The following is a 21343-nucleotide window of genomic DNA, read 5'->3' as shown; positions in this document are numbered from 1 at the left end:
GAGAATTTTAACACAAACCATTTTAGTCTTCAAGCCTAAAATATCAATCGATCAATTCCTGATTGAAGCAAAAGCTGAGTGCAGACTGAGCTGCTTGTTTGCCTTGGCGGATGACGTCGGGAATACCGACCCCGTCATAAGCCATACCGGCAAAATAGATATTCGGGTATTTGCGGCTGCGTTCTGCCTCAAGTTGTTTCAGCCATGCTTTTTGACCAACTCCGTATTGTGGCATCGAATCCGGCATATGTGTGACCACAAAAAAATCCGGCTTACTGCTGACAGACAAACCGTCTATGGCATTCAAGTCGTGGATTGCTTTCTGAGCCAATGCTTCGTCGCTGATTGTCTGCGGATTCCAGTCTGGATAATGCCCGTAAAAGACGCGTAACAACGCTTTTCCTTGAGGCGCCGTATGCGGCCATTTCAGATGCGTCCACGTGGCTGCGGCAATGTGCCCGGCGCCGCGGTCGCTTGACACAAAGCCTGTCCCTTGCTGATTGATTTGAACCGCAGTCTGATCATAAGCAAGCGAGAGCGTGGTCATTCCCGAATCAGCATCCCGTGGCGCAAGGCGAAGCGTCTGCAGTTCCGGCAGCAGATCCTGTGCCTCGCGAAGCGGAGCCGCAAAGACCAAGGCGTCCGCATCGATTGTATACCCGGCGGCGTGTAGCCGTATTGTCTTCCCAACCTGTTCAATGGAATCGATCGCAGTGTTCCGCATCAGCTTGCCATGAAGACTGGCCACTATTTTTTCGGTAAAAGTGGATAGACCTCCGGACAATGTGGCAAATTGGCTTGTACGCTTTCCTGATGCTTTGCCGTGCACTGCCTGCAGCAAATGACCATGCTGTGTCGCGATCGCTTTGAATTGCGGTAGAGTCGCCTCGAGACTGAGCCGATTCAGATTACCACCGTACACTCCGGAGAGTAGCGGTTCGATAATTCGCGAAACAAGCTCACGACCAAGTCGCTTTTCAAAAAATTCACCAACAGAAATATCCTCAAAAGCTTCCATTGGTGGCAGCAGCAATTCTTCAAACACCCGTGCCTTCCCCTCATCGCTAAGTAGATCAGACGCCAGAAAAGAAGTGAAGTCGCCTGGCACGCCCATCACCGAGCCCGGCGGAATCAGGTGCAGCTGTCCTTTATGCAAAATATAGGATTTGCCGGTTTTGTTTGCAACCAGCTGAGGTTCAAGACCGAGATCTCGCGCGAGTTCAAGTGCAGCCGGCTTACGCTTTAAAAAAGAATCGGGTCCGCGTTCTATTACAAACCCATCATGGCGTAGTGTATTGAATTTTCCGCCCAGACGATCCGTCGCTTCGAAGATAACCGGGGCGGCATCAAGCTGTTTTTCATCAGCAGCTTTTTGAACATAAAAGCCGGCGCTGAGTCCAGCAATACCGCCGCCAATAATCGCAATCTTCTTAGTCATCCACACTTGGCTCCTTGTCGACCGACTGCAACACGGTGGAAGCGAGCGCTTCAATAAATTGCGGGTCCGTGTCCGGCATCGGCGGACGATGATAGACTGCACCTAGCGTGGCGACAAGATTGCGGCATTCTGTGTCGTTATCATAAAGGACTTCCAAATGTTCAGCAACAAAGCCGATCGGACAAAAAATATAATGTTTATAACCTTTTTCACGATTGAGTTCCTTGATTTTCTCAAGAATATCCGGTCCTAACCATGGATCCGGTGTCTTCCCGGCGCTTTGCCATGCGCGTGCATAAGTATTGAGCCCAGCGCTTTCAGCGATCATCCGCGCCGTCTCTTCAACCTGATCAGGATAAGGATCGCCATGAGCAAGGATTCGGGTCGGCAGGCTGTGCGCCGAGAAAATAACGATCGACTGTTTTCTTTCTTCAGCCGGTATTGTGTCAAATACCAACTGAATCTGGCGCGACCAGTAACGAATAAAGTCCGGTTGTCGATACCAGCTATTAATCGGAGTGATCGTGACGTTGCCATCTGCCGCGGTTAAAGCTCGATCCGCATAAGACTGGACACTGAAGCGTGAATAATGTGGGGCAAGGACGAGTGCTAGAGAGTGGTTGATGCCGTCCGCCTTCATCTGCCCAACTGCATCTTCAATGAACGGGTGAATATATTTCAAGCCAAGATAGTGTTTAAATGTCCATTTATTTTGTTTCTCGTTCAGCCGCTTTTCAAGCGCAGCAGCCTGAGCAACGGTCAATTTAGCAAGCGGAGATGATCCGCCGATTGCCTCATATCGCCGGGCCAGATCATCAATCTGCTGCGGGCTCGGCTTTCTCCCATGACGAATCGCTGTATAGTACGGTTCGATATCTTCTTTTGAATATGGCGTTCCATAAGCCATCACTAATAACCCAATCGTCTGTTTTTCTCCCATTACCCACATTCCTTTACTTTGACGTATAGTGATGAACAAATTCTGTCAACCGAAGTAGCGTCTCTTGTTTGACTTCCGGGAAGACACCGTGACCGAGATTGAAAATATAGCCACTCCGTCCGTTCATTTGATCGAGCAACCTTTCCACCCTCTCCTGAAGCAGTGGCCAAGGAGCAAGGAGTAGCGCCGGATCGATATTCCCTTGAATCGCTTGCGGTACCTTCGCGTTCGTCAATCCTTCAGGTGCTGTCCGCCAATCGACAGAGAGAACATCAACCGGTAATTTAACCCATTCCGGCAGTAAATGGCCAGCGCCTGCAGAAAAATACAAGGTCACCGCATCCGTTTCCCGTAACGCTTGAAAAATGTGCTGCATCGTTGGCGCAATATAACGACTGTAATCCTCACATGAGAGACTGCCAACCCACGAATCGAAAATCTGTACAGCCTGGGCACCTGCACGAATTTGCGCCGATAAATAAGTGATCGTCATTTCGGCAAGATCGTTCATTAGGGCTTGCCAATCTTCAGAATGGGTATACATGAACGCCTTGGTCAAATGATAATTTTTTGAAGGTCCCCCTTCGATTAAATAACTTGCCAATGTGAACGGGGCACCTGCAAAGCCAATCAGCGGAACCGTCAACTGCTGATGAAGTGTTTCAATGGTTTCTAGAACAAAGGGAAGATCGCGATTCGGTTCAAGCTGATGGAGCTGTGCGAGATCGCTCCCCGTGCGAATCGGATGCTTGATAACCGGTCCGACATTTTCAACAATCGACACATCCAGCCCGCGCGCTTTCAGCGGTGTCATAATATCTGCGAATAAGATCGCAGCGTCTACTCCCAAATTATCAACCGGCATTTTGGTAACTTGTGCACAAATCTCAGGGTGGTGACTGATTTCAAAAAATGAATATTTTTCCCGAATTGCCCGATATTCAGCTTGATAGCGTCCTGCCTGACGCATAAACCAAACGGGGGTGTGGGGCACACTTTCATTACGGCAGGCTCTTAGAAAAATGTCATTAAACAGTGGACTCATTCCTTTTTCACACGTCATGTAAGCGTTATATTTTAATAGCAACAGGAAAACAATTACTTAGCAAATAAGATAAACTTGGCATCGCCAAGTCTTTTTTGTAACAATACGCTTTGGTGCCTTGCTTTTCCCGCAGGCGTCTCGCGCCTCTGCTGCATTTTTCGCGTGCAACATCTTATCCAATTACCATCTTCTAAGAATAACTTGGCTTTGCCAAATCTTTTTTTGCAGCTAAACTGATCATCTTTCTGACAATTTATGGCGCCTATTACCAATATTTTACGCGAAAACGGTCGAAATTTCACCCCTTCTTGCTTTATTTTGTGAGTCATTAGACATTTGCTTCATTCTGCCATTATCAGTTACACGTACCCTATTGAGCCAGAGACAACTGCGTAATCCAACGAACCGAGACTTTTTGCGATGCGATACCTGTTTTTCCAGTTTGCGGGTTATAAGGAACTACATAATAAACCTCTTTTGACATCGGATTAACAAAATTGATCTGATACTCATGTTTGCCTATCACATGCCCCCGGTAAATCGTCTTGCCATCAACCTCTGAATAGACGCGATAAATAATTCGCTGATCAGTAGGGCCATCCCAAGTCAACTTAAGCGCTGGTAAGGCGAATTTACCAATGGTTCCGCTCGCCGTCAAATTGGCTATTGACGCGAGATGAATCGGATGAGCCAGATCCGCAACGCCTTGCGGTTTGGTAAAGGCAGTCATGCGCGCTTCTTGCGGCATTTGGTTGATCACGGATTTGAACAGTAGAACTGCGTCGTTGCTCGATCCATTCAAATATTGACTATTTGTTGTTTGATCATAGCCGAGCCAGACTGCGCCAACAATATCTGGCGTATAGCCGACAAACCAGGCGTCACGCAACCCATGCTTCGTATAAGCCGTCGAACCTGTTTTCCCCGCCAAGGCTGCCCGCGTAAAACCCGCTCGAGCCGTTCCGCTGTGGACTACCGATTCCAGCATTCGCGTCATATACCACGACGTTTGTGCCGTAAAGACTTTCTTCGTCTGTGGATGCGCTTCACCAATTTTTTTACCGTCGTGCGTATAGATGGCCTGAATAAAATATGGATCAGCTTTTTCTCCTTGATTATCAAACGCTGTATAGGCTGAAGCCATCTGTAGCGGTGTCACACCGTGACGCAGCCCGCCAAGCGCTATCGCAAGCCCATTATCTGGAATTGAGATACCCAAATTTTTCAAATAAGACTTACTGCGCGGAATCCCTATCTGATTCAGTAGCCAGACAGCCGGTGCATTCTGCGAAATTGTAATCGCATCGTACATCGTCATCTCCCCGTTATAATGACCGCTATAATTTTTTGGCGCATAATTATTGAAGTTTTTATACGTTACCTCTTTATCCTGAAGGAGCGAAAACGGCTGGTAATGTCCCGAGTCAAGCGCCGGCCCGTAAACAGCGAGCGGTTTGAAAGATGAACCTGGCTGACGTGGATCAATCACTCGGTTATAACCGCCAAGCACATAATTGCGCCCACCTTGTACCGCAATAACCGCGCCATCCTTACGCATCAGCACGAAAGCCCCTTGCGGCGACACTTTCGGGTTGGTGCCGTGAAAATAATTATTATTCTTAAATGCTGTATATGATGCGTTTTGCGCGTCGCGGCTGATTGGTACAACAATCTTATAGCCGCCTCGAATCAGGTCATCCGCTGAAATGTGATAACGCTCTTCAGCTTCATTTTTGACCATATCTAGATAGGTGTCGTACTGCGGATGCGTCTGAATCTTATGCACGTGCAGCCCGAGACCATAGCGTTTCATATTCGCTACTTCATTTGCGGATAAATAACCATTTTTTTGCAGTAGATCCAATACAAGATTTCTTCTTTCCAAAGCCTTTTGAGGATGAAGAATCGGTGAATAGCCGTTTGGCCCTTTTGGTAACGCCGCAAGCAAAGCCCCCTCATCCTCAGTTAATTGGCTAACATTCTTGCCAAAGAAAAATTTAGACGCCATCTGCACACCATAAATGCCGTGGCCGAAATATAACTGATTCAGATACATAGTCAATATTTCTTTTTTGCTATAGCGCCGTTCCAAATCTATCGCAATCGCCGCTTCTTTGAATTTACGGAACCACGTTTTTTCATCAGAAAGATATGCATTGCGTGCGAGTTGCTGTGTAATCGTACTGCCGCCTTCTTCTTTATGCCCCGCCACAATATCCGTTACAAGCGCGCGCACCGTTCCACGGATGTCGATGCCTGAATGTTTGTAAAAACGGACATCCTCCGTCGCAATAAAAGCGTCTTGTACTCGCTTTGGAATTTGTTTTAAGGTGACCGGATCACGGTTTTCTGCATAAAGTCGTGAAATTTCATGACCCTGTAAGTCCACAACAGTCGATGTTCTGCTGAGTACCATTTTCTCGTTATCGACATAGCGGTTGCCGATAACCAGGATAATAAAATAAAATAATAAGCCGATAATGACGGCTCCTAAAATAAAATAAGCTGCCTGAAAGAGCCGCATATAGAGCCATTTTTTATGATCATTAGTCACTGTGCTGCCGCCCTTCCAAGCTTCCAGCCATTGCTTCCATTTCATTGTGTCTTTCATCCTTTGGCATAGTCTTTGCTTTCTTCATTCACCTTACCAAAAAAAAGATTATCTTCAATGGATTTAAAAAATTTTTGACCGAAAAAGTTGGGAAAAGTTCTCTTGATTAGCTAAATCAGGTTATGTAAAGTCGCTATTTTGCATCACATCTACGCCGTTCGCTCGCTTGCTGCATTTTTGTGCAAAAATCCTTATACTTTCTTATCTCTTCAAAAAAAACCTGCTGAAAACCAAATTACGGCTCTCAGCAGGCATAAAAGACAGTCCTATTATTTTAGACAAACGCGATACAAAAAGATAAGGCTATGAATGACGGGCTCAAGCCACATCTTTGTGTTCTTTTTGTAGTACGCTGTGGTGAATGCTGTAAGCAAAATAAACGATCAAGCCAAGAACGAACCAAACAGCGAAACGGATCCAAGTCACTGGCTGCAGACCGCTGATCAGGTAAGCACAGGAGAGAATGCCGAGAATCGGCACAACTGGGAAGCCTGGTGTTTTAAATGGACGTTCCATATCTGGTTTTTTGTAGCGGAGTACAAGAACACCGGCACAAACAATGATGAAGGCGAATAACGTACCGATATTGGTCAGCTCGGCCACAATGCCAATTGGGAAGAACCCAGCAGTCAGTGCGCAAACGATCGAAACGATGATCGTTGAAAGCGCTGGTGTTTTCCGTTTTTCATCAACTTTACCGAAAGCCTTAGGAATCAAACCATCACGAGCCATCGCAAAGAAAATACGCGACTGGCCAAACATTAGTACAAGCAATACGGATGTAATACCGCAAATCGCACCAACAGAAACAATAATCGATCCCCAACCAATACCAATTTGATCAAGAGCATAGGCAACAGGAGCAGCAGAACCAGCCGGTGTCCCATAAGCGGTAAATTTAACAACGCCTGTCATAATTGCTGAAACAATAATATAAAGTACGGTACAAATAAGCAGCGAGTAGATAATACCTTTTGGCATATCCTTTTGTGGATTACGTGCTTCTTCAGCCGCTGTAGATACAGCGTCGAATCCTATGTAAGCAAAGAATACATAAGCTGCCCCAGTGACCACGCCATTAAAGCCGAATGGCATAAACGGCACCCAATTATGCGGTTTAATGAACCAAACAGCCAGGAGAATGAAGAGCACAACGGCGGCAGATTTAATGATAACAATCGTACCGTTTACGTTTGACGTATTACGAACGCCGCTGATCAGAAGCCAAGCAATCAAACCAATGATGAGAATTGCCGGCAAATTAATCACACCGCCGTCAAAAGGCGATAGCGTAATGGCTGCCGGGAGGTTAATTCCAAAGTTTTTCAGCAGGTTTACAGTATAGCCAGACCAACCAATAGCTACGGTTGCAATGCCAACGGCATATTCAAGAATCAAGTCCCAGCCGATAATCCAAGCCCAAATTTCGCCGAGACCAGCGTAACCAAAAGTATAAGCACTGCCGGCAACTGGAACTGCCGCAGAAAATTCCGCATAACAAAGTGCAGCAAACACGCAGGCTAATCCTGCCAAAATAAACGAAAGAACCAACGCTGGTCCAGAGAATTTTGCTGCCGCAACACCGGTTAGAACAAAAATGCCTGTACCAATGATACAGCCGATACCTAGTAAGGTCAGATCAAAAGCGCTCAACGCTTTCTTCAGGCCTTGCTTGCCTTCGGTTTCCGAAATCAATTCACTGACTGGTTTCGTACTAAAGATGTTACTCATTAAGTAAGCCTCCTGTTTAAATATTTAAAAATGTTTTATAAAAACAAATTCAATTATACCCATTGAATTATTTTTTTCAACTCACAAAATTGAGATTATTGTCTTAAACATTGCTCTTTTTTCTGTAAATTAAGCATTTGATAGCGTATCCAAAAAAAATAAAAAAATTTATTTTCATGTAAGAAAATATAACACAAACATTGACGTTTTCATTATTACTTTATCGATAAATTATATCTTGACTAACTAATGCTCCTATTATACAATTATTGTCGTTCGCAAATTGTATACACGATTTGGGGCATTAGCTCAGCTGGGAGAGCGTTGCCTTCGCATGGCAGAGGTCAGGGGTTCGATCCCCCTATGCTCCATAAGAATCAGAGGATGATGCAAAGTTGAAATATCTTTTTCGACTGTGCATCATCCTTTTTGCTATGCGCCGAAAGCACCGTGCTAATCGTATTAAATGAAACTGGCGTCTGGAAGTCCCAAGAAATTGTGCAGCTACGGCGTTCCTCTAATTGTGTCCAATACACCCATTTCCATTCATCAGTATTGCCCACAAAATACATAAAGAGACTGCCCGATTTACTCGGTACAGTCTCTTTTATAGAATAATTATCGATACATGCGCAAATACCTATTGCTTATCAGTGTTTCATCATTGAAAAAATTTTTTGTAGGCCGAACCCGATGACACTATAAACAATCAGAGCAAAAACAGCAGACAAATCAAGTGTACGTGCATTAAATACAACCGGATGAAATATTCCTTCAAACGGTTGGAGCAACGGTTTTGCGAGATTATTCAGCAAATGAACAAATGGTGTTACATTAGCCGCAAAAAATTTCAACAAAATAAACAAAACGATGATTACTTGAACAAAAGTCAGCAGTATGCTGATCAGTTTCGGCAGCATGCCTCCCGAATGCTTTCCTTTCACGAATGACTCTTCCTTTCCCTTTGTCCGCTCTATTCCCTGATAATCATCTTACGGGATCTCCAGTTTAGAGTCAAACGGAATTACTACTCGAGAGGCAGTCCCAGAGCCGTTTCAAACCGATCCCGATAAACCGTACCTACGCTTCACACCACAGTCATCTCAGCATTAGGAAAACTAGGCTTCGCCCAAGTATGTTTTGTAATAATGCGCTCTGGCCGCTCGCTTGCCACAGGCGCCGCGGGTCTCCGCAAACAGGCTGAAAGCTGCGTCCCTTAAATTTAAACATAATTTTTGAAAAAAAACGCGTGTCAGGCCATTTTTCCTGACACGCGTCGATTATAAACCCCTAGAAAGCACAAAAGCAGTCGCTTAAAGAACGTGGCTTTGCTCCAGATTCTCCGAAGCTGTCACGTATTTAGTGATTCAGACGCTTCTCGAGCGCTGCCTTTTCAGATTCATACCCTGGTTTGCCAAGTAATGCAAACATGTTCTTCTTATAAGCTTCCACACCCGGCTGATTAAAGGCGTTGACACCGAGCAGATAGCCGCTAACTGCTACCGCTTTTTCGAAGAAATACATCAGATAACCGAGATGATAGGCCGTTAATTCCGGCACGTTAACGACCAACTGAGGCACTTGTCCGTCTGTATGTGCGAGGCGAACGCCTTCGGCAGCTTTCTTATTCACGAAGTCCATCGTTTTGCCTGACAAGAAGTTGAGGTTGTCCAAATTACCATCATCAGACTTAAGGGTGACGTTGCTGCGCGGGTCATCAACAAGTACGGCAGTTTCAAACATCACTCGACGCCCCTCCTGGACAAATTGACCGAGCGAGTGAAGATCAGTGCTATAGTCCGCTGAAGACGGGTACAAGCCTTTGAAGTCCTTGCCTTCGCTTTCGCCAAACAATTGCTTCCACCATTCAGAGAAATAATGCAGATGCGGTTCAAAGTTAATCAGCATTTCCACCGTTTTGCCTTTGTTATAAAGCACATTGCGGACAACCGCGTATTGATATGCCTGATTCTTGCTCAGTTCCGGTTCATTAAAATCGTTCTGAGCATCGCGAGCGCCGTGCATTAGCGCATCAATATCAATTCCTGCCACGGCGATCGGCAGGAGGCCAACAGCTGTCAGTACGGAAAAGCGTCCACCGACGTCATCCGGAATGACGAAGCTTTCATAGCCTTCTTCATCAGCAAGTGTTTTTAGAGCACCTCTTGCTTTATCAGTCGTCGCATAAATTCGTCCTTTTGCTTCTTCTTTACCGTATTTGTTCTCAAGGAATTCACGGAAAACGCGAAAAGCAATTGCTGGTTCTGTTGTGGTTCCTGATTTTGAGATGACGTTGACGGAAACATCCTTATCCTTCAACACATCAAACAATTCACTGAGATAAGTTGAGCTGATGCTGTTGCCTGCAAAGAAAACTTGTGGCGTCTTACGATCGGTCGCTGTTAATTCGTTGTAGAACGAATGGCTCAACGTTTGGATCGCTGCCCGGGCGCCTAAGTAAGATCCGCCAATGCCAATGACAACGAGGACATCCGAATCTTTCTTGATTTTTTCAGCCGCTTTTTGAATCCGCGCAAATTCTTCTTTATCATAATCCGTCGGCAATTCCAGCCAGCCGAGAAAATCATTGCCAGCACCCGTTTTTTCATGAAGCGCTTTATGAGCGGCAGCGACTTGCGCAGAAAGATAATCCAATTCGTGTTCCGCAAAAAACGGAAGCGCATTGCTGTAATCGAATGAAACTTTATCACTCATATCTAATGCCCCCAATATGCAAAATTATTGCTTAACCTCCTTAACTTTACAAGACCGACTCGATAAATTCAAGTAAGCACGAGGGGATACAACCCCTGAACAACACTCACACGTCTGTTTTCACATGAATGACAAGAATACGTATCCCAATCTCTTATTTCAAAGTTGAATAATTTATTTAAAAAAGGTTCAAGCTAAAAATTGCAATGACCTTGCAAAAGCAGGTCCAGATAAAAGGAGGAAAGAGAACATGAGCGGTTTACAAAGAACGTGCCTGGCCCTGCTGATTATCGGCGGCATTAACTGGGGCCTGATCGGCTTTTTCAAATTTGATTTAATCGGTGCGATTTTTGGCGGCAGCACAACCGCATTGTCCCGCATCATCTTCGGTATCGTCGGGCTCTGCTCGCTTTATTGCCTCACCCTATTATTTAAGCCGAGCGAAGAATTCTCGCGTGAACGTGAACCAGAAGTTCGTTAATCGTCAAGACAAATAAAAGATCCCCTTAATGGGGATCTTTTATTTGTCTTGTGCTTTTAAATTTGTACAAGGTTTTCTCTTTCAATGTTAACGCTTTTTTCTATATAGATCTGATGCCAGAGCATGAACATGAGCACCGTCCAAATCTTACGGCTGTTATCCCGTAACCCTTGACGATGTTCATCGAGCAGTTTCATCAAATAGGATTTGTTAATATAGCGGTCGGTATCACTGTCGTGGATAAGTGTTCGCGCCCAATCATACATCTCGTCCTTTAACCAGATGCGTATCGGCACCGGAAAGCCGAGCTTCTTGCGGAATAGAATCGAATCCGGCACAATGCCGCGCATTGCTTCGCGAAGCGCGTATTTCGTCGTTCCCTCAGTAGTTTTAAGCGATGCAGGAAGAGTACGGGCAACATTAAAGACCTCTTTGTCAAGAAACGGTACACGGAGCTCCAGCGAATGCGCCATTGTCATCCGATCAGCGACAACGAGAATATCTCCAGTCAGCCACGTTTCAATATCAACGAGTTGCATCTGATCTAATTTACTCGTTGCAGCTGCACGTTCGTAGATCGGATTCGTAATATCTGTAAACTTTGTTTGATCAGAATATGTTTTAAGAATAAATTTCTTTTCGGCTTCATCGAAAATGAACGCATTGCCAACATAGCGCTCATTAAGCGGTGTGGTACCGCGCATCAGATAGCTACGCCCTTTCATGCCAACAGGCAGCCTAGAAGCAACCGCATGCATCAGAGCTTTGCCCGGTTGCGGAACGGCATCAAACCAACGTAGCGAAATCGGTTCACGATAGATATTGTAACCGCCGAACAACTCGTCCGATCCTTCCCCGGATAGCACGACCTTAACATGTTTACGTGCTTCACGGGCAACAAAATAATTCGGAATCGCTGCCGGATCAGCAACTGGTTCATCCATATGCCAGACGATTTTCGGTAGTTCCTGCATACACATTTCCGGTGTAATTTCTAGTGCGTGATTTTCAACGCCGAGCTTCTCCGCGGAGTCTCTGGCGATATCAATTTCGTTATAACCTTTGCTGGCGAAACCGACTGTAAATGTTTTGATGTTTTCGTTGAACCGCTTAGCCAGCGCGACAATGCAGGTTGAATCGATGCCACTCGATAAAAAGGCGCCAACCGGAACATCACTACGCATGTGGATTTTTACTGAGTCAATCAGCGCATCGCGAATTTTATTTTTCGCCTCGTCTATGGTCTCGGCAACGGGAGTAAATGCTGCTTGCCAATATGTTTTATTTTGCAGCGGCTCACCGTTTTTCTTAATCAAATAATGACCGGGTTCAAGCCGTTTCACTGCCTTGGCGAGTGTTTGCGGTTCCGGTACAAACTGGAACGTCAAGTAATGCTGCAGCGCTTTTTCGGAAAGCGGCTGCTTGTCCTCGCCAAGTAGCAGACTCTTTTCTTCAGAAGCAAAGAAAATCCCGGACTCCGTTTCCATATAATAGAATGGTTTGATACCAAAATGATCACGTGCGGCAAACAACGTTCGCTCCTGCTTATCCCAAATGATAAAAGCAAACATGCCACGGAAGTACTGCAGACAGTCCTCACCGCGATCAGCGTACATGGCAACAATTACTTCTGTGTCAGACGTTGTCTTGAATTCATAACCCTTTTCCAGCAATTCATTTCTTAGTTCGACATAATTATAAACTTCACCATTAAAAATGATGTAATAGCGTTCATTCTCAAAAGGAAGCGGCTGATGCCCCCCAGCAAGATCAATAATACTGAGACGCCGAAAAGCAAGCTGAACCTGATCATCTGTATAGTAGCCGGCGTCGTCAGGTCCTCGATGATCAATGATATCCGCTCGTGCGGTTATCGCATTTTGTTCATGTCTTCCCGGCTCAAGGTCCGCATTATCCGCAATATAGCCGCAAAATCCGCACATATAATTTATTGTCCCCTTCCCAAAAATAAACTGAGCAATCGGACGCAGCAAATCTTTATTCCGATTGCTGCTTCTTTCGATACCTTAGTTTATCATTGCCATACCAAAATTAATAGCCGAAAACCGTCTAAAATAACCAGTATCTCATTTGTTTTCGTTTTCATTTTTAAGTGGCATGTCATCGAAAAAATTCTGTATTGGGACCTCAAGTATATCTGCAACTTTCGCCAGTATTTCCGCGGAGATTTTGTTACGACCGGTCTCCAGATAGTAATAGCCGTTCTGACTCTTAAAACCGAGTTTTGCCGACATCTCGCTCAGGGTCATCTTCGCTTTACGAAGCTTTTTCAATCTTTTCAAATTTAGGATAAGCAAGAGAATCACCTTTTTTCATTTCCATATTGGAAATTCAGACTGATTATATCATATATTTTCTATTTTAATTACCCATTTGGCAATAAAATCTGAATCGTTCAAAAGACATGCTAAACTTTTTTAGGAAAGCATTTGAATCAACGGAGGCACAGGAATGGGAAATGTGCTGGGCAGCAGAATTCGTTTTCTTCGTGAGGAGCGTAATCTCTCACAAGTCGAACTGGCAAAAAAGTTAACATTAACAAACGTCCAGCTGAATCGGTACGAGACCGGCAAACGCAATCCTGATCCGGAAACATTACTGTCTATTGCTGACTTTTTCAATGTGCCAACCGATTATCTGCTCGGAAGAATTGCCCAACTCCGCGAAGAATCGCCGGAATACATCAGCGGCGAAGACTTTTTGATCCTCAAGCAACTTAAAGAAAACCCCAATCTCTATGCCCTTGTTCATGAACTGCTTCAGAACAACAGAGATTCAGAGCTACTCATTCGAATATGGCACGCGATTCATCGCGATACGAATGAACACTAATTTATTTTTTCCCAAAAAACGATGAATAATAAGGTTTCCGATCAATCTTTGTAAAAGGTGTCCGATGACTAATCGTGAATTTTAAACAATGCAAATTTTAGAAAAACTTGGCATAGCTTCGGCTGCTCGCTTGCCGCGGGCGCACTATTGCTACAAACCGGATGTGAGTCCGCAATAGTCAGCAAAACAATATTAAATTGATATAGCCAAAAACCGGAGCAAACGAATTTATAGATTCGTCTACTCCGGTTTTTTTGCCGGTCTCACGGCTTATGAAAAATTCACCCAATCGGATAATGCAGAATTACAGAAAATGAAATTTGCCCTTCTTTAGAACGAGACCAACTCCGCCGAGTTCCATCAGGTATTTGTCATCAATAACTTTCTTCATAAATGCAGCTGGTTTGCCTGTTAGTTTCTTATCAAGGACCGTGCCGATACCAACTTTATCGCCAAGCGATGCCACGGTGCCTTGGGACTTGTATACAAAAGTCTCTGTCGCTTCACCTTTCAGCAGATGTTTCAGGTTTTTGGCAATATAGAAAGCTTCCTGAACTGCAATTTGCGCTGTTGGTGGATACGGGCGCTCGCCTTCTTTCGGAAAAATTACAGCAACGTCGCCAACCGCAAACACATGGTCATCTTCTTTGGCACGCAAATCCGGATTGACTTCAATCTTGCCGCGGTTGGTCGCAAAACCAGAATCTGCTGGAATATGGCTCGCCTTGACACCACCGGTCCAGACAATCGTCCCCGCTTCGATCGTTTCCATTACTTCGCTGTCTTTTTTCTGAACCATAACGCCGTCTTCTGTCGCTTCTTTGATGAAGGTGCCAAGTTTGAAAATAACACCTTTGCTCTCCAGATACTTCTGTGCGTATTCTGCTAAATCGCGCGCAAAAGGAGGCAGAATCATCGGAAGACCTTCGACATTGATGATTTTAACTTTTTCTGCCGGAATATCGTATTCCTTGCAGAGTTCCGGAATACGGTTGACCAATTCACCGAGAAATTCAATACCGCTCAGTCCGGCGCCGCCGACAACAATCGTTAGATCACTGTCTTTTGCATCCGGATCATTATTGTAGCTAGCAAATTTATATTCGATATGTTCGCGGATTTTACGCGCCGTATTCACGCTGCGGATAGCAAACGCATTTTCTTCTAGCCCTTTAATTCCAAAAGTGTTGGATTCAAAACCGAGGCCAATAACGAGATAATCATAGGTCAGTTCACCGTTTTTCAGAATGACTTTTTTATTGGCGCGATCAATCGAACGAACCGAATCTTGAACGAAATGGACGCGGTTTGTATTTATCACATTCTTAATCAACATACGTGTCCGATCATGATGGATCGTTCCAGCGGCCGCCTCATGCAACCATGTTGTCTGATAATGATAATTGTGTTTATTCACTAATGTGATCTCAGCATCTTCTGCATGCAGTTCTTTTGTTAGACGGACAGTAGTCATCATCCCGCCATAACCAGCGCCTAAAATTAAAATCTTCGGCTTACCCATATTTATTCCACCTTCATGTTTGAGATTTATATCACAAATTCATTGCAATATAATATTATGTCTTTTTTGTTAACATTTCAAGAAAAATGATCTAGAAAAAACACCCATTGAAGAAAACGATAGTTATTCAAAGAAAACCTGAGATAATTAAAAATTATAGCAAAAAAATTCACGTATATATTGATCAGAATAATCAAATTGGTACCATTTATTCTTGACAGAGTGAAATAAATGACAGGAAATATTTGTTTTGTTAAAAATCATTATTGGAATAAGGGATCGGAACACTTTTGCTGTTCAAATCGATAATTGAAAAATTTGCTGACGCCAAGTCTTATTTTATTATAATTGCGTCCGGTTGCTCGCTTGCCGCGAGCGCCGCGCGTCTCCTCAGACAGGCTGGAATTTGCGTGGTCTCACTTGGCTCGCTTTTCCCGCAAGCGTTTCGCTCCTTCGCTGCATTTTTAAGCAAAATCATATACATTCCTAATGTACAAAAAAACCATCTCCCCAAAAAAAGGTTGGAAAGATAGTTTTTTATCATATTGATTTGAATCGAATCAACAATCGCAGTGTTTCGCTGGTTCGCCCGCGTTTTCAGCGGTTTTAAACGAGTGACCGCAGCCACAGGTAGAAATCGCATTTGGATTGTCGATGGTGAAGCCACCGCCTTCGAGATTTTGTCTGAAGTCAATGGTCACGCCATCAAGCAGCGGAGCGCTGTTCGCGTCGACAACAACTTTCAAGCCCTCTTGTTCAAAGACTTGGTCGTCTTCCATAACTTTATCGTCAAATCCCATGCCGTACGACAGTCCGGAACATCCACCGCCGCTGACACCGACACGCAAGAAAAGATTTTCTCCGGGTTCGTCATTCAGCATACTTTTCACACGGAAATTTGCTGCTTCAGTGAGCGTAATCTGCACACACGTCAACTCCTTTTCATTTTTCGTCTGTCCGATTCAATTGTGATCAAAAGCACAGACGTTATCTGTTTTATTATATCGGGAACAGGCCCATGTTTACAAATAAATTGCTTAATTAATCATTACCGTTTGGAGGGAGACTTAAACCTGAGAATCATAATAAGTGCCGGTACAAATGACTTCGGCTGATCCGGTCATCAACACATGGTTTGTCGTTGCGTCCCATTGGACCGTCAAGTCGCCGCCGGCGAGATGGACGGTAATCGGATGATCCTTGGGCAAACGTTGTTCCAGAATCGATGCAACCACTGCGGCGCAGGCACCTGTTCCACACGCCTGGGTTATACCTGAGCCGCGTTCCCAGACCCGATAATCGATGGCGCTCTCTGAAATCGGATGAACAAAACCGATATTGGCTCCTTCAGGAAACAGCGGGTAGGTATCGGCTAGCAGCGGCCCGAGCTGATCAATCGGTGCATCGGCTACATCGTCGACAAAAAACAGCGCATGTGGATTTCCCATTGAAACTGCGGTAAATTGATAGTCCGTCCCAAAAACCGTTAACTTATCGCGGATGACCTTCCGATCGCCATCTCCTCCGGCTACCGGGATCAGCCGACGCTGGAGTATCGGTTGATCCATGTCGATCGTCACACCCGTCACAACAGAATGTTCTGTATGGACAGTGGCGTGTCTATTGCCGGAAAGGGTTTCAATCTCGAATGCTGGCTTATCGACTAATTGGTGTTCAAAACAATAACGGGCGACGCAGCGCAAACCGTTTCCGCAATTTTTCGCTTCTGAACCATCTTTGTTAAAAATTCGCATTTTCACATCCGCACGATCTGAAGGCAGTATCAAAATTAGTCCGTCTGAACCGATGCCAAAAGCCGGGTCGGATACCCTTCTGGCCAATGCCGCCATATCTGGTATATCCAACGGACGTGTGATCCCGTCCATGTAAATATAGCAATTTCCGAGTCCGTGCATTTTCGTAAACTCATACATCTTGCCCAACTTCGTTCATCTCCTGTTTCCTAACGCAACGTCTGATCCGCCCAAATATAATCCTTATCCATTGTTTCGATCACGATCCGCTCATGACAACATGGCATAACGACCGGTGTCTTGATCGCTTCAAAAGCCCGTTCCACAGCTTCCCGCTTCAATGGCAGAAGCACCGGAGATGCATGGCAGAAGGGGCACTCTTCAAAATAGATATCGCTGGCCACGCGTTCATACGGCCAGCTATGATGGAAATCGAGCATCATTTTCCCTCTCCCCGGTTTAAAATCTTTATTTAATTCAACAGTTTATCACGGGCTGTTGATTTCGTCACATCTCTTTTTCAATTTAGTTATTTTACCCTTTATTGCATCACTTTGATTCGATTCGCGCCTGTATGCCATTGTTTATCAAATACTGAACAACCGGTTTGAGTTCGATATATCCTTCGCCGATAATTGTTTCGCCGGAAACGAGGAGCGGATAAAAGAATTCATCGGCAAGAATTCGCGCGCAGAATTGTCGATCTTCTTCATTTTCTGGCTGCTCAATTGGAACATAGCGAATCATGATCTCGCTTCCGAATTTCCGAAGCAACGCGGCTTGAAGCCACTCTGCGGTAGCCTTGGAAGAAGGCGCTTGAACACAGCTTGCACAACGTGTTTCCGTACCGTATACCGTTAATATCATTTGAAAGTCCTCCAAAAACCCTTTTTCTTTTGCTTCGTTAAAATCTGCTGTTGCTATTCATCGTTTATTGCCATGCGTTTGCTTGCCGCAGGCGCCATCACACATTGCTTTTGCGTCAGAAAAACAACCTTAAATTTAAGCATCGCTTCTTCTTTAACTATACCATGCATACTGAGGGGTTTGAAAAGAACAGTCCCGATCGATTGGGATTCTTCGATCCTTGAAAATAGATTTTTAGCCGCAAACAAGATATAATGGGCGAAGATAGCCATGGGAAAGGAGTGTTTTTGAATGTACGATCAAGTGGTAGAAGTGCTTGATAAACTTCGCCCGTTTTTGCTGCGTGACGGCGGCGACGTGGAATTGATTGGTGTTGAGGAAGGGATTGTCCGCGTCAAATTGCTTGGCGCCTGTGAAAACTGCCCGAGCTCTACACTCACGCTGAAAGCCGGTATTGAACGCGCTTTGTTGGAAAATGTTCCTGGTGTTAAGGAATTGGAACAAGTTTTCTAAGTTTTGTCTGGAAAATAATGTTTGCTTAAATTTCCGGACAGGCTTTTTCAAAGTGACTGTCCGCAAAGCTTTGCGAACCCTTCGCTGAATAGAGATAAGGCTGCTCCGCTTGACCGAAGAATCGTGTCAGGCGGGGCAGCCTTTTTTCAATACTTAGGAGGACACAGCGGTCAGCCATTCCGGTTTCTCCAAATCCGGGTAACGCGTCCCCAGATAATGCAACACGCGCTGATTGTCCTCGATTTTTTTCTCATTCATTGCTAACATATCATCAAGCAATGCGCGATCTTCAAAGCTCGAGCCAAATAAATAGCGTTCGCAGCATTCGACATAAGAGAGTGGGAAAAGCAAGCGACCGTACATTTTTCCAGCAACCGAAAGCGAGAGCGGAAAAATGGACTCATACGCATCGAGAAATTGAGCGACATGACCAACCAGTTCATTTCCGCCTTGCGTCCAAACCGTTAAACGAATCCATTCCGCCAAGTCACGGGAACGGTCATCGGCGACCCATGTCGCCGGATTTTCAGGGTACAATGACTCGGAACCGGCAAAACGGAAATGGCTCAACGTTAACGGTTCTGCCGGATAATTGAGTGCACAATCAACAAGGTACTGAACCGCATTTTCCCCGCATCCCGAAAAATAGGGGAAATTGCGGATAAAACTTTTTTCAAAAAAGTTACTGCCACGCTGATTGCCGACTTCCGTATACTTCTTACCGAGCGCGTCAAGACTTTTCGCTAAGCCTTCCGTTTTCTGATAGACGAGTGCCTCAGGAAACGAGCCGATGTCAATCCCTTGTGTCCAGCGATGCAGCAAAGCGAGATCAGCGCCGAGCGGGTGCTCTGGTTGCTCCGGCTCTGGCAAGGTGGTCAGAACAGAGGGAACCCCGTTGATTTCCGTATCAAAATGCCCCTCACGATTCGGGACTAATCGACAGATGCCCAAGGGCGACTCGCGATCGAGATAATCCGCCAGGATCGCAAGAGCTTCCAAATTTTGATGATAAAAGTGGTCGAGCGGCTGAAAGAAAAGGCGAAGCGGCTGATCGGAAAATGTTTCCAATGAATAATGGCGGCTGACGAGTGCCTGAAAATCCGTTGACACGCGGATCACCTTCTCGAACCTTGATGGTTCTATTCTATGCACCACTTCGTTAATCTTGCGCGCTTCGCAAACAGAATTGCTTAATTAATCCGGAATCGATTTATTCTCGGTCAGAATAGCCAATCGCTCAGTGAATCAAGCACGTAAGTCGGCTGCTGCGCTTTGGCCCGCAATGCCCGCTTGCTTGTCACACCCGTTAGAACAAGCAATGAATCAATACCCGAACGAATGCCTGCCATAATGTCTGTATCGTAATTATCCCCGATCATCAAGGTCGTTTCTTTATCCGCATCAAGCATCTCCAGCGCTTGTTCCATGATGATCGGTTCCGGTTTGCCGATAAATACCGGTGTAACGCCGGTTGAAACGGAGATAACCGAAGTAAGCGAGCCGTTACCAGGTACCAGTCCACGCTCATTCGGTAGCGCCACGTCTGGGTTAGTGGAAACAAAGCGCGCGCCCGCACGGACGGCGAGACTGGCTTTGGCATACTTCTCATATGTAATTTCACGATCCATGCCGAATGCGACATAATCAGGATTCTCTTCCTGATAGGTAAGACCCGCTGCTTCCATGGCCTGTGTCAACCCTTTTTCGCCGATATAATAGACCGTGGCATCCGCTTTTTCACGTTTAATGAACTGCGCGGTGGCCATGCTCGTCGTCAATACATTATCCGCCGTACAGGGAATCCCGAAACTCGCCAATTGTTCCGCAACCATTTCTTTTGTACGCGTCGAGTTATTGGTCACGAAAAGATAAGTCAATCCTTTTTTCTTCAAATTTTTCACAAAGTCAACCGCTTCCGGTATGCTTTCTTTGCCGCGGTAAACCGTTCCGTCTAGATCCAGTAAAAATGTCCGATAAGCCTTACGCATAGCTGCTCCCCAACTTTCTTCTCTCAATCTTGTCAAACCCGATTCTTATTCGGCGCAAATGCAGACACCGGTCCGAGCTCCTTTTCCAGATAATCGTTCACGCGCTTGGAAAATCCGCTGAGTGCCGACTGATTCTCTGACACAATGGCTGCCAGCTGTTTGTGATCCAACCCGAGATAATTGCGGACAAGCTGCTTCCGCCAGGCGACCACATTTTTAATACGGACCGCTTCCTCCTCGGGAAGCACCGATTCATCCTGAAGAATGTCGATAATGTCCAGATAACCGCCTGGATCGCGCATAATAAAGCCATCAATCATTTGATTGCCCACATCAATGATCGACTCAATCAAATTCTGTACGATCCGCTCGAGTGCCAAATGCTTTAATTCCGTATCCCACGCCTGGTCCTGGAACAGACGGAGCAGACGATCCATATAATCCAATTTATCGGTTAATTGCTGACGATCAACAAAATACATCCCCTGATCCCTCACTTTCCAATCTCCTGTTATCAAAACAAACATTCCGTGCACAATAAGAAAAACAAATTACGGTTCCGTGAAACCATGTTTTGGCTTCGGGATTTTTTTCAAAACGAAATAGGCACAGCCGAAACTACAGTATTCCATGATGTAATCAACAAGCGTGCTGATCTTCGTGTCATACGTTGACTTTTGGTTTTTATCCTCATAAAAACCACGCAGCCGTAGTTGCTCATACCCCCAGTCGCCAACAATATAGTCAAATTTACTTAGTATATCACTGTATCTTTTTTGAAAAGCTTCGTCATTCCATCCATCGCGAACATTCTCAATTAGTTCATAATGCTGATGGTCGACAGAAACAATGGATGCTGTCAAAGAAAAACCTCCTATCGTATCG

Annotated in this window: 22 protein-coding genes and 1 tRNA gene; 4 read left to right on the top strand and 19 right to left on the bottom strand. The window is 45.2% G+C overall.

What is annotated here, in order from left to right; genetic code table 11:
• Nucleotides 1-43 precede the first annotated feature (43 nt).
• The 5 genes from hemG to JOC27_RS00330 all read right to left on the bottom strand — a co-directional run bounded on the left by hemG (nucleotide 44) and on the right by JOC27_RS00330 (nucleotide 7765).
• Nucleotides 44-1438 carry a protoporphyrinogen oxidase gene (gene hemG, locus JOC27_RS00350; RefSeq protein WP_205004999.1) on the bottom strand — a complete coding sequence of 465 codons (1395 nt, stop codon included), beginning with the start codon at nucleotides 1436-1438 and terminating at the stop codon, nucleotides 44-46.
• The gene (gene hemH / locus JOC27_RS00345; protein WP_205004998.1) at nucleotides 1431-2378 is read right to left on the bottom strand and encodes a ferrochelatase; all 948 of its coding nucleotides are present in this window, start codon (nucleotides 2376-2378) and stop codon (nucleotides 1431-1433) included. Before hemH ends, hemG begins: the two co-directional genes overlap by 8 nt.
• Before the next feature lie 13 nt (nucleotides 2379-2391).
• Complete coding sequence (hemE, locus tag JOC27_RS00340) at nucleotides 2392-3423, bottom strand: uroporphyrinogen decarboxylase (protein WP_205004997.1); 1032 nt, start codon at nucleotides 3421-3423, stop codon at nucleotides 2392-2394.
• A gap of 370 nt (nucleotides 3424-3793) precedes the next feature.
• Nucleotides 3794-6022 (bottom strand): transglycosylase domain-containing protein, encoded by a 2229-nt coding sequence (locus tag JOC27_RS00335; protein ID WP_205004996.1) that lies wholly within the window; start codon nucleotides 6020-6022, stop codon nucleotides 3794-3796.
• Between the two features lie 330 nt (nucleotides 6023-6352).
• Nucleotides 6353-7765, bottom strand: a complete 1413-nt coding sequence (locus JOC27_RS00330; RefSeq protein ID WP_205004995.1) for an amino acid permease — start codon at nucleotides 7763-7765, stop codon at nucleotides 6353-6355.
• A 298-nt stretch (nucleotides 7766-8063) separates the two neighbouring features.
• On the opposite strand from JOC27_RS00330, the gene JOC27_RS00325 reads away from it, so the two are divergent.
• Nucleotides 8064-8136, top strand: a tRNA-Ala gene (locus JOC27_RS00325).
• 279 nt (nucleotides 8137-8415) lie between these two features.
• On the opposite strand, the gene JOC27_RS00320 is transcribed toward JOC27_RS00325, so the two are convergent.
• The gene (locus tag JOC27_RS00320) at nucleotides 8416-8709 is read right to left on the bottom strand and encodes a YggT family protein (RefSeq protein WP_205004994.1); all 294 of its coding nucleotides are present in this window, start codon (nucleotides 8707-8709) and stop codon (nucleotides 8416-8418) included.
• Between the two features lie 415 nt (nucleotides 8710-9124).
• The gene (locus JOC27_RS00315; RefSeq protein ID WP_205004993.1) at nucleotides 9125-10480 is read right to left on the bottom strand and encodes a glucose-6-phosphate isomerase; all 1356 of its coding nucleotides are present in this window, start codon (nucleotides 10478-10480) and stop codon (nucleotides 9125-9127) included.
• 250 nt (nucleotides 10481-10730) lie between these two features.
• Between JOC27_RS00315 and JOC27_RS00310 the strand changes: the two genes are divergently transcribed.
• Nucleotides 10731-10961: a DUF378 domain-containing protein gene (locus tag JOC27_RS00310; protein ID WP_205004992.1), complete on the top strand. Its 231-nt coding sequence runs from the start codon at nucleotides 10731-10733 to the stop codon at nucleotides 10959-10961.
• Nucleotides 10962-11017: 56 nt separating this feature from the next.
• On the opposite strand, the gene asnB is transcribed toward JOC27_RS00310, so the two are convergent.
• Together asnB and JOC27_RS00300 are read right to left on the bottom strand one after the other, a co-directional pair.
• Nucleotides 11018-12904: an asparagine synthase (glutamine-hydrolyzing) gene (gene asnB, locus JOC27_RS00305; protein WP_205004991.1), complete on the bottom strand. Its 1887-nt coding sequence runs from the start codon at nucleotides 12902-12904 to the stop codon at nucleotides 11018-11020.
• A gap of 144 nt (nucleotides 12905-13048) precedes the next feature.
• Nucleotides 13049-13288 (bottom strand): helix-turn-helix domain-containing protein, encoded by a 240-nt coding sequence (locus JOC27_RS00300; protein ID WP_338062745.1) that lies wholly within the window; start codon nucleotides 13286-13288, stop codon nucleotides 13049-13051.
• A 145-nt stretch (nucleotides 13289-13433) separates the two neighbouring features.
• On the opposite strand from JOC27_RS00300, the gene JOC27_RS00295 reads away from it, so the two are divergent.
• On the top strand, nucleotides 13434-13814 hold the full coding sequence (locus JOC27_RS00295; RefSeq protein WP_205004989.1) for a helix-turn-helix domain-containing protein: 381 nt from the start codon (nucleotides 13434-13436) through the stop codon (nucleotides 13812-13814).
• A 304-nt stretch (nucleotides 13815-14118) separates the two neighbouring features.
• Here the strand turns inward: JOC27_RS00295 and JOC27_RS00290 are convergent, their stop codons facing one another.
• The 5 genes from JOC27_RS00290 to JOC27_RS00270 all read right to left on the bottom strand — a co-directional run bounded on the left by JOC27_RS00290 (nucleotide 14119) and on the right by JOC27_RS00270 (nucleotide 17957).
• Nucleotides 14119-15336 (bottom strand): NAD(P)/FAD-dependent oxidoreductase, encoded by a 1218-nt coding sequence (locus tag JOC27_RS00290; RefSeq protein ID WP_205004988.1) that lies wholly within the window; start codon nucleotides 15334-15336, stop codon nucleotides 14119-14121.
• Between the two features lie 560 nt (nucleotides 15337-15896).
• Nucleotides 15897-16262 carry an iron-sulfur cluster insertion protein ErpA gene (erpA, locus tag JOC27_RS00285; protein WP_205004987.1) on the bottom strand — a complete coding sequence of 122 codons (366 nt, stop codon included), beginning with the start codon at nucleotides 16260-16262 and terminating at the stop codon, nucleotides 15897-15899.
• Nucleotides 16263-16403: 141 nt separating this feature from the next.
• A complete protein-coding gene (gene dapF, locus JOC27_RS00280; RefSeq protein WP_205005126.1) occupies nucleotides 16404-17270 on the bottom strand; it encodes a diaminopimelate epimerase in 867 nt (288 codons plus the stop codon).
• A 29-nt stretch (nucleotides 17271-17299) separates the two neighbouring features.
• The gene (locus JOC27_RS00275; RefSeq protein ID WP_239529235.1) at nucleotides 17300-17533 is read right to left on the bottom strand and encodes a hypothetical protein; all 234 of its coding nucleotides are present in this window, start codon (nucleotides 17531-17533) and stop codon (nucleotides 17300-17302) included.
• Nucleotides 17534-17639: 106 nt separating this feature from the next.
• Nucleotides 17640-17957, bottom strand: a complete 318-nt coding sequence (locus JOC27_RS00270; RefSeq protein ID WP_205004986.1) for a DUF1462 family protein — start codon at nucleotides 17955-17957, stop codon at nucleotides 17640-17642.
• Between the two features lie 291 nt (nucleotides 17958-18248).
• On the opposite strand from JOC27_RS00270, the gene JOC27_RS00265 reads away from it, so the two are divergent.
• Nucleotides 18249-18470, top strand: a complete 222-nt coding sequence (locus JOC27_RS00265; protein WP_205004985.1) for a NifU family protein — start codon at nucleotides 18249-18251, stop codon at nucleotides 18468-18470.
• Between the two features lie 25 nt (nucleotides 18471-18495).
• On the opposite strand, the gene JOC27_RS00260 is transcribed toward JOC27_RS00265, so the two are convergent.
• From JOC27_RS00260 to JOC27_RS00240, 5 genes are all read right to left on the bottom strand, one after another.
• Nucleotides 18496-18648, bottom strand: coding sequence for a hypothetical protein (locus JOC27_RS00260; RefSeq protein WP_205004984.1), 153 nt, complete (start codon nucleotides 18646-18648; stop codon nucleotides 18496-18498).
• On the bottom strand, nucleotides 18624-19580 hold the full coding sequence (locus JOC27_RS00255) for a protein kinase family protein (protein WP_205004983.1): 957 nt from the start codon (nucleotides 19578-19580) through the stop codon (nucleotides 18624-18626). Before JOC27_RS00255 ends, JOC27_RS00260 begins: the two co-directional genes overlap by 25 nt.
• Nucleotides 19581-19690: 110 nt before the next feature.
• The gene (locus JOC27_RS00250) at nucleotides 19691-20458 is read right to left on the bottom strand and encodes a TIGR01457 family HAD-type hydrolase (RefSeq protein WP_205004982.1); all 768 of its coding nucleotides are present in this window, start codon (nucleotides 20456-20458) and stop codon (nucleotides 19691-19693) included.
• Between the two features lie 32 nt (nucleotides 20459-20490).
• The gene (locus tag JOC27_RS00245) at nucleotides 20491-20940 is read right to left on the bottom strand and encodes a DUF86 domain-containing protein (protein WP_205005124.1); all 450 of its coding nucleotides are present in this window, start codon (nucleotides 20938-20940) and stop codon (nucleotides 20491-20493) included.
• 69 nt (nucleotides 20941-21009) lie between these two features.
• Nucleotides 21010-21321 (bottom strand): YutD family protein, encoded by a 312-nt coding sequence (locus JOC27_RS00240; protein WP_239529234.1) that lies wholly within the window; start codon nucleotides 21319-21321, stop codon nucleotides 21010-21012.
• Nucleotides 21322-21343: the final 22 nt, after the last annotated feature.

The sequence above is a fragment of the Sporolactobacillus spathodeae genome (assembly GCF_016908935.1).
Classification (GTDB): Bacteria; Bacillota; Bacilli; order Bacillales; family Sporolactobacillaceae; genus Sporolactobacillus; species Sporolactobacillus spathodeae.
Note: the sequence above shows the minus strand (reverse complement) of the source record. Positions and strands in the feature narration are given on the sequence as shown.

What these genes read in the sequence shown, in the direction of transcription:
- JOC27_RS00335 (WP_205004996.1), bottom strand. Translation starts at nt 6,022, where the DNA reads ATGAAATGGAAGCAATGGCTGGAAGCTTGGAAGGGCGGCAGCACAGTG.
- hemE (WP_205004997.1), bottom strand. Translation starts at nt 3,423, where the DNA reads ATGAGTCCACTGTTTAATGACATTTTTCTAAGAGCCTGCCGTAATGAA.
- hemH (WP_205004998.1), bottom strand. Translation starts at nt 2,378, where the DNA reads ATGGGAGAAAAACAGACGATTGGGTTATTAGTGATGGCTTATGGAACG.
- JOC27_RS00295 (WP_205004989.1), top strand. Translation starts at nt 13,434, where the DNA reads ATGGGAAATGTGCTGGGCAGCAGAATTCGTTTTCTTCGTGAGGAGCGT.
- JOC27_RS00310 (WP_205004992.1), top strand. Translation starts at nt 10,731, where the DNA reads ATGAGCGGTTTACAAAGAACGTGCCTGGCCCTGCTGATTATCGGCGGC.
- JOC27_RS00290 (WP_205004988.1), bottom strand. Translation starts at nt 15,336, where the DNA reads ATGGGTAAGCCGAAGATTTTAATTTTAGGCGCTGGTTATGGCGGGATG.
- dapF (WP_205005126.1), bottom strand. Translation starts at nt 17,270, where the DNA reads ATGTATGAGTTTACGAAAATGCACGGACTCGGAAATTGCTATATTTAC.
- JOC27_RS00260 (WP_205004984.1), bottom strand. Translation starts at nt 18,648, where the DNA reads ATGGCTGACCGCTGTGTCCTCCTAAGTATTGAAAAAAGGCTGCCCCGC.
- JOC27_RS00265 (WP_205004985.1), top strand. Translation starts at nt 18,249, where the DNA reads ATGTACGATCAAGTGGTAGAAGTGCTTGATAAACTTCGCCCGTTTTTG.
- JOC27_RS00330 (WP_205004995.1), bottom strand. Translation starts at nt 7,765, where the DNA reads ATGAGTAACATCTTTAGTACGAAACCAGTCAGTGAATTGATTTCGGAA.
- JOC27_RS00270 (WP_205004986.1), bottom strand. Translation starts at nt 17,957, where the DNA reads ATGATATTAACGGTATACGGTACGGAAACACGTTGTGCAAGCTGTGTT.
- asnB (WP_205004991.1), bottom strand. Translation starts at nt 12,904, where the DNA reads ATGTGCGGATTTTGCGGCTATATTGCGGATAATGCGGACCTTGAGCCG.
- hemG (WP_205004999.1), bottom strand. Translation starts at nt 1,438, where the DNA reads ATGACTAAGAAGATTGCGATTATTGGCGGCGGTATTGCTGGACTCAGC.
- JOC27_RS00275 (WP_239529235.1), bottom strand. Translation starts at nt 17,533, where the DNA reads ATGATGCTCGATTTCCATCATAGCTGGCCGTATGAACGCGTGGCCAGC.
- JOC27_RS00250 (WP_205004982.1), bottom strand. Translation starts at nt 20,458, where the DNA reads ATGCGTAAGGCTTATCGGACATTTTTACTGGATCTAGACGGAACGGTT.
- JOC27_RS00245 (WP_205005124.1), bottom strand. Translation starts at nt 20,940, where the DNA reads ATGTATTTTGTTGATCGTCAGCAATTAACCGATAAATTGGATTATATG.
- JOC27_RS00315 (WP_205004993.1), bottom strand. Translation starts at nt 10,480, where the DNA reads ATGAGTGATAAAGTTTCATTCGATTACAGCAATGCGCTTCCGTTTTTT.